Annotated in this window: 9 protein-coding genes; 1 reads left to right on the top strand and 8 read right to left on the bottom strand. The window is 41.2% G+C overall.

The window, feature by feature from the left end; translation table 11 throughout:
• Positions 1–74: 74 nt before the first annotated feature.
• The 5 genes from R2Q78_RS07765 to R2Q78_RS07745 all read right to left on the bottom strand — a co-directional run bounded on the left by R2Q78_RS07765 (position 75) and on the right by R2Q78_RS07745 (position 8,891).
• Positions 75–1,061 (bottom strand): pyruvate dehydrogenase complex E1 component subunit beta, encoded by a 987-nt coding sequence (locus R2Q78_RS07765; protein WP_316790517.1) that lies wholly within the window; start codon positions 1,059–1,061, stop codon positions 75–77.
• Positions 1,062–1,249: 188 nt separating this feature from the next.
• Entirely contained in the window at positions 1,250–4,171 is a 2,922-nt protein-coding gene (locus tag R2Q78_RS07760; protein ID WP_316790515.1) for a PD-(D/E)XK nuclease family protein, read from the bottom strand.
• Positions 4,172–4,173: 2 nt separating this feature from the next.
• Positions 4,174–7,401, bottom strand: coding sequence for a UvrD-helicase domain-containing protein (locus R2Q78_RS07755; protein ID WP_316790514.1), 3,228 nt, complete (start codon positions 7,399–7,401; stop codon positions 4,174–4,176).
• A 49-nt stretch (positions 7,402–7,450) separates the two neighbouring features.
• On the bottom strand, positions 7,451–8,245 hold the full coding sequence (locus tag R2Q78_RS07750; protein ID WP_316790511.1) for a tRNA threonylcarbamoyladenosine dehydratase: 795 nt from the start codon (positions 8,243–8,245) through the stop codon (positions 7,451–7,453).
• Positions 8,238–8,891, bottom strand: a complete 654-nt coding sequence (locus tag R2Q78_RS07745; protein ID WP_316790509.1) for a TatD family hydrolase — start codon at positions 8,889–8,891, stop codon at positions 8,238–8,240. The genes R2Q78_RS07750 and R2Q78_RS07745 overlap by 8 nt, the downstream gene beginning before the upstream one ends.
• Before the next feature lie 52 nt (positions 8,892–8,943).
• On the opposite strand from R2Q78_RS07745, the gene R2Q78_RS07740 reads away from it, so the two are divergent.
• Positions 8,944–9,441 (top strand): thioredoxin family protein, encoded by a 498-nt coding sequence (locus R2Q78_RS07740; protein WP_316790507.1) that lies wholly within the window; start codon positions 8,944–8,946, stop codon positions 9,439–9,441.
• On the opposite strand, the gene R2Q78_RS07735 is transcribed toward R2Q78_RS07740, so the two are convergent.
• The 3 genes from R2Q78_RS07735 to R2Q78_RS07725 form a co-directional block, all read right to left on the bottom strand.
• Entirely contained in the window at positions 9,435–11,150 is a 1,716-nt protein-coding gene (locus R2Q78_RS07735; RefSeq protein WP_316790506.1) for a glycoside hydrolase family 3 protein, read from the bottom strand. The two genes, R2Q78_RS07740 and R2Q78_RS07735, sit on opposite strands and share 7 nt — an antisense overlap.
• 160 nt (positions 11,151–11,310) lie before the next feature.
• Entirely contained in the window at positions 11,311–11,487 is a 177-nt protein-coding gene (locus R2Q78_RS07730; protein ID WP_316790504.1) for a hypothetical protein, read from the bottom strand.
• A 98-nt stretch (positions 11,488–11,585) separates the two neighbouring features.
• A complete protein-coding gene (locus tag R2Q78_RS07725; protein ID WP_316790503.1) occupies positions 11,586–12,230 on the bottom strand; it encodes a porin family protein in 645 nt (214 codons plus the stop codon).
• Positions 12,231–12,394 lie beyond the last annotated feature (164 nt).

The following is a 12,394-nucleotide window of genomic DNA, read 5'->3' as shown; positions in this document are numbered from 1 at the left end:
AAATAAAAAATCCCGCAGGGTATTAACCAGCGGGATTATATTTTCATTATGATTTTATTGTCTTTTTATTCCTTTTATTTAGCTACGTAAAGTACTTCTTTTACCGCTTTAATTACTTTCTCTGCATTAGGCAAACTCGCTGCGATCAGGGTAGGAGCATATGGAAGCGGTACATCTGCACAAGTGATGCGCAATACCGGGGCATCTAAGTAGTCAAAAGCATTCTTTTGAACATTAAATGCAATTTCAGAAGAAATTGAAGCCAAAGGCCATGCTTCTTCTACGACTACCAGACGGTTTGTTTTCTTAACTGACTCGATGATAGTTGCATAATCGATAGGACGCACAGTACGTAAATCAATAACTTCAACACTAACACCGTCTTTAGTCAATTCTTCTACTGCAGGATTTACTACACGGGTAAGCATTTTACCAAAAGTAACGATGGTTACATCAGTACCTTCTTTTACCACATTGGCTTTACCAATAGGCAGGTAATATTCTTCTTCAGGTACCTCTCCTTTATCACCATACATTACCTCAGACTCCATAAAGATCACCGGATCCGGATCAAGGATCGCTTGCTTAAGCAAACCTTTAGCCTCATAAGGTGTAGAAGGAATTACTACTTTTAATCCAGGACAGTTGGCATACCAGTTCTCAAAATTCTGAGAGTGCTGAGCTCCCAACTGACCAGCATTACCAGTTGGTCCACGGAATACGATTGGTACAGAAAACTGTCCTCCGCTCATAGAAAGCATTTTTGCTGCTCCGTTAATGATTTGATCAATAGCAACCAAAGAGAAGTTGAAGGTCATAAATTCTATAACCGGAATCAATCCGTTCATAGCGGCTCCAATACCGATACCGGCAAAACCAAGCTCAGCGATAGGTGTGTCAATTACACGTTTGTCTCCAAACTCATCAAGCATACCCTGGCTAACTTTATAAGCACCATTGTATTGCGCAACTTCCTCGCCCATTAAAAAGACGTTTTCATTCTTGCGCATTTCTTCGCTTAAAGCTTCACGCAAAGCTTCTCTAAATTGAATCTCTCTCATTGTATATTCAAATATTAACGGGAGCAAACTTAGAGAAAATTGCATTCAAATGCAAGTTTATCGATCTCTCCGAAGCCTTTGAAAAACAATTTCTAATCACCAGGAAATGTAGCTAATGTAATTTAATTATTAAGTAGTGTTACAAATACACTTTGGAACCCTGCAATCGGCCAAAATAATTTGGCGATTTACAATCCACACAAAGTTAAATATGGAGAGAAGGAAAAAGCAGCTTCATTCTCACTCCGGACAAAAGGCACCTGTTCGTCGAATAATTCGGCAAGTTTTGCCTGCATAAAACCAACAAATTCTTCCTTTATGGTCTCCAGGTAAGCCCCATTTAACTTCACTTTATCCCTCCCTTCTATGAAAAAGGTTCCTTCCTTTCGCATATTCCTGATGCTATATAAGTTAGGCTCAACCAGCTGATGGCCGTTCGCCTTTTCAAAGACATAGGTATAAAACAGCGTTTGCACCAATGCTTTATTTTGTTTATTCCCATTGGTATCAAAAACATCTTCTAGATTACTATACCGCAAGATGTCACTGCCTGTTTTATAGTCAACGATCCTTGTGACACCATTCTTACGATCTATACGGTCTATGATTCCATGAAGCATAACCTTCTTATCCACTCCATTTAATTTAAATTCGAAAGACACCTGATCTTTCTGCTCCAGGGAAAGGATTTCAAAAGGAGCCTCATTTTCATCATAATCCAATATCAGGTTTGCATACTCCTCAACTATTGCCAGTACAACCTTTTGCATACCATTGTGCAGGACCTGGTGATTTTCATTTTCAAACATTACCTGTGCAAATGCCCTAACAGCTAATTCAGGCACTTTTTTACGGTATTCAGCAATCCTCTCCTTCGTGACATTGATATCCGTACTTCTTAAATCCTGGTAAAAAGTTTCCAGTACAAAATGTAACATTGAACCGATATAATTGGCTTCCAGGTTTTCAGAGATCTCTTTCGGCTCCTCGATTTTAGCTATGTAACGGTAAAAAAACTGCAATGGACAATTGATATAGGTCGTCAATGCCGAGGCAGACAGTCCAATCTCTCCATTTAAATACTTATTCAATACTGCCATTACCTTATCATCCTTAGGAATTACTACGGGTTGCTTTTTCTCAATACTGATCCTCTGCTTATGTTCCAGATAATTAAACTCATAACCGCTTTCATATTCCAGCTGCTTCAGAAACCGGGTTGGCTCACCGGTATTGGTATCGTCTGCCTGTGCATTATATACCATGCTTACTTTCTTAGAACGCTGAAGCAGACGATAAAACATGTAAGCAGAGATGGCATCCTGATTTTCCAGTACTGGCAAACCGTATGCTCTGCGGATACTATCGGGAATGAAGCTTGGAGAAACACTGGTCTGAGGCAAAAGCCCTTCGTTTACTCCCAATATATAAATCTGTTCAAAATCAAGGCTTCTGCTCTCGAGCAGCCCCATCACCTGAATCCCCTGAAGAGGCTCTCCGGTGAGCGGAACAGAAATACCCTGTACAGCCTTTTGAATCAGGGACAATACAAACAACAGCTCTTTAGAGGTGGTCAACCGCGGCAAGTAATCAGATAAGGCATCATGCAGGCGATTGAGTTCCTTAATCGCGGCTATAAAAAGATCTGCTTCAGTTTGTCTAAGACTTTTATCAGCTAACTGCTGTTCGAAAACCCTTTTTAGTATCTCCTGTAAAGTATTTGTTGCAGCTGTCCCATTTTCGATTTTAGTAAAGAACATAGCCAACAAACCTTTCTGACTTTGAAGTCTGACGAGTGGAACCTCTGCAAGTTGTTCAGCAAGTAACTTTTGCTGGATTTTGCTGCGTAGCTTTTCATCGATACCTGTAAGCGGATGAGACAAAAAAGCCTCCACTTCCCTATGGTAGACCGTTTCCTTTTCGCCCTGAATGAGCTGGGCCTGTACGCTCAGCCATAAATCAGCCAGCCCGAATATCGATGAGGCAACCAGCGGATAGCCCATGGTAACATTAATATTGATTGGCAAATTACCACCATCTGTCTGGTAATGTGTTGGTATGGTCTGCAAAACAGGCATTAGCAAACTTTCATCTGCAAGGATAAGCGCAATTTTCCCGGCATTATCACTTTCTTTGAGTAATGGGTAATCCTTTTGTAGTGCGGTATTTAATATTTTTGCCTGGGCGACCTGCCCCTGCGTTTTATAGACATCAATGACTTTCTGGTTTGCCCTGATCAACTCCCTGTCGTTATTTAAAACATTGATCAATCCTGTGGCTTCAAAATTCCGTCTTAAAAAAAGACCTGCTTCCTGAATGTTATCCTTTAGATAATAAGCATCAGTATCAAAATAAAACAAGGTTTTACCTTGCTCCTGCCAGCGTTTAAATATAACTGCTTCTGCTCTGCTCAATGCATTAAAACCGACAAACACTAGCTTACTCTTGAGAAAAGGATCCATAAAGCCCGGCAATTCCGCTTTTCCCTCGGCAAGCTGACGGTAGATCTGCCCCATGGTTGTCAGGCCTTTTTCTTTTAAGCCCTGGTGATAAGCGTTATAAAGTTTTGGCATCCGCTGCCACATCTTTATAAACTGCTCTTGCTGCTTTTTATGCTTACCTTCAGAATAAGAACTCCAGAATCCTTTCAGAAACTCCTGCTGCTCTTCACTCAGGTAATCAAACTGGTAATCTATAGTTGCAAATTCTTCCAGTTGCTCAAAGATCTTTTCGGCATTGACCAGATCATTGTCAATCTGTGCAAAATCACTCAATATCACCCTTGCTATCGGATAAAACTTAGCCGGCTCTACTGCGGCTTCCCCATCTTGCAGGGCGATCTCATTGTATTTTTGGTGTAATGTAAAGAATTGGGTAAATGAGTCTGCAACCTTCCGTTCGGAAGATAGTGCAAAAAACTCCTGGATGGTAAAGAAAGAAGGACTCCAAAATGGTTTTCCAATCTCCTTAGCCAGGTAATGCTGCAGGTAAGCCACCGGTCTTTTGTTATTGAATACAATTGCGGTATGCTGAAGAGCATCTCCTAATCTGGCAACCAGATCTTCGGCAACTTCTTTTAAAAATGGTTTTATTTCTTGCTCCTCATTCATCTCTACACTAATTTTAACTGTCCGCTGGACGCATAAAACAAATAGGTATATACTTTTTTATAGCCCATAGCAAGAAGCAGACTCTTGTAATGATCCACCTGTGCAATATGGCTATTACTTTCCTGCTGCGTGAATTTATAATCTATCACAGTAACCTCATCTCCGTTGACAAGTACTTTATCAGGTCTGTATGTTTTTCCTTCGGCATCTATAATACTCCGCTCATTTAAGCTTTGCTCGCTTCTTTTCAGTATCTCCTGTAATCCGCTATGCTGCAGAACCGAAACCGCCTGAGCTTTTAGGAAAGGGAGTTCGGCGGCTTTGAAGACTCCTTCCAGCAGCAGGTTTTGCAACACTTCTTCTACCTGTTTTTCATCATTGGCTATTGCCAAAACCTCATGAAGGATCGTACCGGTCCGCCCAGGACTTTCCCCGGTGAGAAGATCAATCTCCCTGCGTTTTAAACTTGCATCAAATACCTGACTCAAGCGATTAGAAACCGGGTAATTATCCAGTTCAATCTCATTCAGGGGTGATTGTTTTTCAAGCTGAACCGGAACCACATCATCAACCTGGTAATTACCTTCTTCAGAAAGCTGACCTTCAAAAACTTTGGAGAGCAGATCCCCAATATTTGTAATTGTAGCGGTTTTCTTACCCATGGTACTGATGTATAAGTATTCTTTCGCACGTGTGGTTGCCACGTACAACATATTCAGCGCATCCATATTGTTATACAGCAATTCTTCAAAATAGGGTTTTGCTACACTTGAACTGCCAAGATCCTTACTATACTTTAGTGGAATGCTATGCAAATGGTGATAAGGAGTATCAGCTGCAGGCACCCAAAAAATCCCATTGGTTTTCCCATTGATATCCCAGTTACAAAATGGAACCATGACCGCCTTAAAAGCGAGTCCTTTTGATTTATGAATAGTGATTACCTGAACTGCATCTGTATTGTCCGAAGATGGAAGTGTTTTTCTCAGTCCTTCCTCTTCCCAATAGTTCAGGAAGGCTGCAATGCCTCTTTCGCCATGCAAAGCAAAACTTCCCGCCAGATCACGCAAAGCAAGCAGGTACGGCAGGTGTGAGTTGTTATACTCTTCATTTAAACCATAGGCAGTAATGATCTTTTCCAGTAGTGCCGAAAGCGGTTGCTGCATCCAGCTTTGCCAATTTTCGCACAAATCTGAAGGCAAGAGATTGAATAACTGATCGAGTGTTTTAAATTTAAGAGAGAAAAAATCGGCGGGCTCAATAGTACGTTGTCTCGACTGGGCATATAAACTAATACAGTTTGCTTTATACAAGGCGGTATTTTCAGCCAATCCTACCATCACCTGCAGGGTATTGATGATGAGTTTTACCGCGGTATTATTGGTAAGTAATAAAGCTTCGCCCGAAATGACATCTATGCCATTCTGCATCAAAGTTTCTACCGCAGCAATTGCCTCAGAATTTGACCTGACCAATACACATATATCCTTAGGTTTGAAATTCCTGACATTGAACATTTCCTTCAATTCGACGACCATGTTCTCAAGGGCCTGCGTCCTGAAACTAACTTTTGTGAGGGCATTCCCTTCGGGGTCATTTTTTAAGACATTAAAATTTATCGTCCCGCCCTCCAATGTAAACGGTGTGGTCTTTTGTTCTGCCTCCGCATATACATCAGTTACAATCCGGTCAAAATGCCGCTCATTCCACCAGCTTAAAACCTCCGGCTGGTTCTGCTCTGCAATGGTCCCATTTAAATGAGCCTGTATTAACTGCGGCAACTTTTTAAAGAGGTTATTATTAAACTCAATGATATGTTTGGTACTGCGATAGTTCTCTTCCAGGCTTTCTTCTACCACATTGTGAATCTTCACGTCTTGTTTTGCCTGCTGGTGCAGGATATTCCAGTCTCCATTGCGCCACCTGTAAATAGACTGCTTGGTATCACCAACGATCAAATGGTCGGTCAGCTTGCCTCCTGGAGAAGCCAATGCATTGGCCAACAATGACTTAAAACTCCCCCACTGGTTCGAGGAGGTATCCTGAAACTCATCGAACAGGAAATTCCGGAACCTGTTGCCCATTTTCTCCCAGATGAAGGAAGGATTATCATCCGCATCATCGGTAATTCCCTTGAGTAAGGTCTGCGCATCGCTGATCAGTAAATTTGGGCTTTCATTCCTGTACTCCTTTAATAACACGGCCATCTCCTGCATTAACCGCAGGTAATACAGGTTTTTATTGAAAGCAATCGCCAACAAGTAACCGGACAAACCTGTCTTATAAGTCGTCACTAATTTGGAAACAATAGGGTTCAACTCAAAATAGGCCGAAGTATCTACACCTTTCTGAAACCATTGTTCTGGCTCATCTACGAGCTTTTCCAGGCTACTTACCTTACTCAAGTCACATTCTATAATTTTACTCAACCCCATCAAAGGAGAACGCGACTTACCCTTCAGATCGTCTACAGCTAAACCTTCCACATGAAATAGCTCCATAGCTTCGGCTGCAAGCGAGGTAATTGAATGTTCAAAGGTCTCAATTCCCAGACGTGTAACTTTATTATAATCTTTAAAAAGCGTATCCAGATCAGCTGCATCACCCAAACCTTTTATCGCGTTTTCAAAGGGCTGGTAACGTTCCTTAAAAATTTCATTGGTCAGCTCTATCAACTCCCGCTTATAGTTCCAGCTTAGGTTGTTGTTAATCCTGTCGAGTGCCAGATCAATAATCCATTGTAACAAGACAGGATTTTTATCGAGGGCTTTGTCAAGACGTTCAGCGAGTTCATTTTTTACTTTATCGTAGTTCATCTCCAGACCGTAGCCTGTATCCAGACCAAGTTCAAAAGCAAAACCTCGTATTACTTTTTGTACAAATCCATCTATAGTACTTACCGAGAACCGGCTGTAATCGTGTAATATTTTTCTGTAGATCCTGTCTGATTTACTTTTTAACAGTTCGGGATCCAGATCCGGATGTGACCTCAGGACAATTTGCCGATAATCATTGATCTTTTTGGACGGGTCTCCCTGGGCAAAGCCTTTCAAAACCTCCATGATCCTGGTCTTCATTTCTTCTGTGGCTTTATTGGTAAAAGTCACGGCAAGAATCTCCCTGTATTTTGTTTCGCCTGACAATAATAGTGTCAGGTAATGCGCAGTAAGGCTAAATGTTTTTCCTGATCCGGCTGATGCCTGAAGAATTTTGAGTGGTTTAATGGCCATTAGCTAAAGTTAAAACAATAATAGGCCAATTGCTAAAAACGTTGAAAAATCAGGGTTTGGATTTCTTTTTTTTTACGGCAACCTTCCTTCTGATCCGCAATGGGCGTTCTGCCATTTCTATCGGGTGCCCTAGTAAATCACGAACCACGACAGAAGCGCAGACACCGCCAAAAGCCGCAGGCAGATAAGAAACAGTACCGTAAGCCGAACGCTTAAAATTACTCCCGTCAGTCAGGATTAGCGAATCCCTGTTCGTTTCTTCTGTTGAGAATACAGCTTTAACCTTTTCTGTATTCGGCGCTTTGCGCAGACGCTTGCGAATATAACTTGCAAATACACACTGATAGGTATCCGGCAGATAGGTCACTTGTAACTTTGTAGGATCCATCTTACCCCCTGCGCCCATGGAGCTTACGATCGGCAGGTTTTTTTCAAGCGCCGTATTTAACAACGTGATCTTAGGCATTACACTATCAATGCAATCCATCACATAATCATATTTATTCTCCAGCAATTCACGGCACTTCTCAGGTGTAAGAAAAGCGCTGACTACGTGGAGTTTCAAATCGGGATTGATGGACAGCAAACGCTCCTCCATAATTGACGACTTGGCTACGCCATGATTCGTTGCCAGCGCCGGCAATTGCCTGTTCCGATTACTAGGATCAACAACGTCACCATCAACAATGGTCATTTCCCCTATGCCGGATCGACAAATGAACTCGGCAGCAAAAGAACCTACTCCACCCAATCCAATAACCAAAACATGTTTGCTTTGCAGCTTTGCGATACCTTCATCGCCTACGAGTAGCGCAGAACGAGAAAGCCAACTAACGTCAGACATATGCTAATTTTTTCCAGTCGGCAAAAATACGTGCTTTAAGATCTCCCACGTAACATTTTTTCAAATTGGCAGCTGCTTCATAGATTTCTTCAATCGTAACATCCGAATCATCTGTCTCCAGGAAAAAATTATCAGTACTTTGAATCAATTTCGATGCACCTGAATCCGCTTTTAAAATAGCCGCCCCAAAAGACAATACAAAGCCCTTGTCCAATAGCTGTCTGCCAAGTTCTTCATGCTTATTAAACCCGTGTATGATCATCGGAACGTTAACTTTCATTTTATCTTTAACAGCCATCAACTCCGGGAAAGCCCTTACACAATGTAAGATCAAGGGTTTTCTTACACGTTCAGCCAAAACAATCTGCTTTTCAAGCATTAGGATCTGATCCGGCAGCGGTTCTCCCTTCAACCTGTCCAGGCCACACTCGCCGATCATCTTTACATTTGGTCGTTGCGTTGCCTCACTCAATCTTTCAAAATCTGCATCAAATCGCTCCATATTAGCATACCAGGGATGCAGACCCACAGATACCGCGTCATCCGGAGGCAACACCAGCGAATCATTGGTGAGTGAAAAGCTTTGAATGCTCAGTACATTTTCGCTCTTCAGGGAATGATGTGTATGGATATTAAAAAATTGCATAGATAGTTGACAAGTAATTTATAAATTCACCATTAAAATTAAATATATACAGATGAAAAGGATTCTCATATTATTTACAGCAATATTCCTCTCTACAGCAGGATTTGCTCAGGAAAAAAAACAAGCAGTTAACCTTTACAATCCTCAGGCAAATGCCCGTGCAGATATCGATGCTGCTATTGCTAAAGCAAAAAAGGAAGGTAAGCATGTGTTTTTACAGGTTGGTGGCAACTGGTGCGGCTGGTGCATTGCATTTCATAAACTGGTAGAAGAAACTCCGGAACTAAAGACTTATCTCAACTCGAATTACGAAACTGTACTGGTAAACTACAGTCAGGAGAATAAAAATGCTGCTGTTTTGGCTAGCTTAGGCTACCCTGGACGGTTTGGCTTTCCTGTATTTGTAATTCTGGATGGGAATGGCAAGGCAATCCACATCCAAAATTCTGCCTATCTTGAAGAAGGCAAAGGCCATAGTGTAAAAAAAGTAATGGACTTCCTCAAAGGCTGGACAGTAGCGGCGATTAAACCAGAGAACAATGCCTACTGACCGTCGCCATATTTAAAAAACCCATTCACAGTAACAGGCAGTTTACCTGTAGGGATCAATTGGTTCTTAAACACAGATGCAGCTGCCTGTTGCATAAAATCTTCCTTCTGATAAGCCACCAGCAAAGCTTTGCTATTTTCCAATCCAGGCAATGCCGATAGGTTATAAGGGTTTGCAAATAGTGCAAAAGCAGCATTGCTCAACGACATATCCTTGATAAACATTTTCAGATCGGCGCTTAAAACCATGCCATTGCCCGGACGGGTACGGGTATCATGAATACCAATGATGATCTGATCAAATGCTTTAAGCTCCCTTAAAACCTTTGCAATTTCATTGGCTGTAGCGTTTTTATCCAATGTATAGAAAATGGCATTTTTATAATAGGCGCCAAGTTCGCGCTGAAATGCAGTTACGTTAGGAGTACCAATGCTGATGATTACGGTACGCTTATCTGCAGATAGATTTTGGACAGCGGATTTACCGCTCAGCATCGTCATCGACGCATCAGCCAATTGCCCAAGTAAAGCCAGGCTTTCAGGCCTTGTTACTCCCTGAAGTACATTGTTTTCATCAACAGTGTCTTTACGGTTTAAACCGGCCCAATATTTCGCTGCGAGGATTTTTTTCACACTTTCATCAATTCTCTCCATGCTGATCCTATCCTGTCTTACTGCCCGGCGAACTAACTTGATAGCTCTGTCGCTGTTCTCAGAAAGCTCGAGTATGTCATTTCCTGCAATGATACCCATTACATCTGCTTCTCCGTCCTTGAAGTACTTAACTACTCCCTTCATTCCCATTGCGTCTGAAATGATCAGCCCTTTAAATCCTAACTCTTCTTTTAGAATCCCAGTCACAATTGGTTTAGATAATGTAGAAGGCATATTTGGCGTATTATCCAGGGCTGGTATATTCATATGTGCAATCATCACTCCAGCTGCACCTTGTTTAATGAGTTCTCTAAAGGGATAAATTTCCAGGCTGTCAAGACGTGCTTTAGTAAATTTCAATTGAGGAAGATCATAATGAGAATCTACATCAGTATCCCCATGACCGGGAAAATGTTTAAGACTAACCAGTAGTCCGCCATCCTGCATCCCCTTCATATAAGCTCCCGCTTTATCCGTTACATTGTACTTATTTTCACCGAATGACCTGAAATTAATTACCGGATTCTGTGCGTTATTATTTACATCAACATCAGGTGCAAGGTTCATATGCATACCGATGCGTTTATAATCTTTAGCGACTTCCAAACCCATTTTATACAGTAACTCTTTATCTTGAATGGCACCAAGCGCCATTTGATAAGGATAAGAAATGGTGCTGTCCAAACGCATCCCCAATCCCCACTCTCCGTCAGAAGCGATCAGTAAGGGAACTCTCGCTAAAGATTGATAAGTGTTAGTTAGCACAGCTTGTCTACCCGGGCCACCCTGAAAAAACACGAGACCTCCGATCCTTTCCTTTTTAATGACCACTCCGATAGAATCTTCATACGCCTTACCCATATTCGTATGTGCCCTGACAAAAAACATCTGCGCTATTTTCTGACGCCTGCTCAATTTGTTGAAAACTGAATCTACCCATTCGTTCTGCTCTTCTAATATTTGCAAATATCCCTTTTGCTGTGCTTGTACATGGGTTCCGGTAAATATGGCTGTGTAAAAAAACAGGGCAACTGCTAAATAATGCTTAATGGTCATTCTAAATGTATTGGTTAAAATCCAAAGTTAATGAAAATCAATGGTGATAAAAGTAATGCGCATGGGGGAGGTCCAGATTTATAATGCATTAAAAAAGTGACCCTTTTGGGGCCACTTTCAGGATTAATAGGAATATTATCCTCATGTATACAATAAGGGATCAATTTTTTTCACGTTTCCGCTCATTATCTTTATTGGATGTCTGATCAGATCTCTGACCGCCTCCATTTGTTATGCCTTGTTGTTTCTTATCTTCTTTCACATTATGATGCATACGGTCAGAAGTAGACTTTCCCTGCTCATTACCGGTATGCTTTACGTCTTGTTGATTTTTCATAATCAGATGATTTTATTTTAAAAAACGATTAGATTAATACTTGTTTTCCAAGTAATAACGAACCAGAGATATTTTTGTTTCCTCCAATACAGTTTTTATTAAAATGTATATCCAAGGGACAATGCGAATCCGCTGTTTTTAAGTTTATCCTGATTCATATTATCTTTCAGCACTTTTTGGAAATCCATGCTATATCTTCCGTTGATATTGATATTAGGCGTAATGCTGTATCCAAGACCTATTGCACCACCGGCCAAGGACTTACTGAAATTCTCGGTGCTCGTGGTTTCCGTCTGAGGATCATTATTAACTCCTATTGTTGACTTTTGAGAAAGCAGGAATGAAACCTGTGGCCCGGCAAAAACGGTCAATTCCGGCGTGGCTTTATAACCAATCAGTACCGGAATGTCCAGATAAGAAACTGTTGCATCAAATTTACCAGTATTACCCCCTACTGTGGCTTCCAGCTTAGCACCTTTTTGAACAAATGAAACCTCAGGAAGAAATGCGAAGCCCCCACCCATAGGAAGATCTGCATATACCCCTGCCTGAAAACCTACTTCAGAGTCTGTCGAATAATACTGGTCAGCAAATTGGAATTTACCCATTTTCATTAGATTAGCACCTGCACGAATACCGAATCTCATCTTATCATTTGCAGCTGCTTGTGATGTCTGCGCTTTTGCTTGAAAGGCTAAACTGCTTACAGTTAATCCTAATCCTATAATGAATAATTTTTTCATCTTTATCTGTTTTTAATTTGATGACTGTAGTGTAATAACCATGCCAAACATCTGAAAATCACCGCCACAATAAAGGTAAAACAAAAACACAAATCACTAAAAAACAGTTAGTTAAATAAGATTTACACTAACAACAAGCTACCTGATAAACCAGAGTCATATAG

This window comes from Pedobacter frigoris (assembly GCF_032678645.1).
Taxonomy (GTDB): domain Bacteria; phylum Bacteroidota; class Bacteroidia; order Sphingobacteriales; family Sphingobacteriaceae; genus Pedobacter; species Pedobacter frigoris_A.
This window is presented reverse-complemented; position numbering and strand designations above follow the sequence as displayed.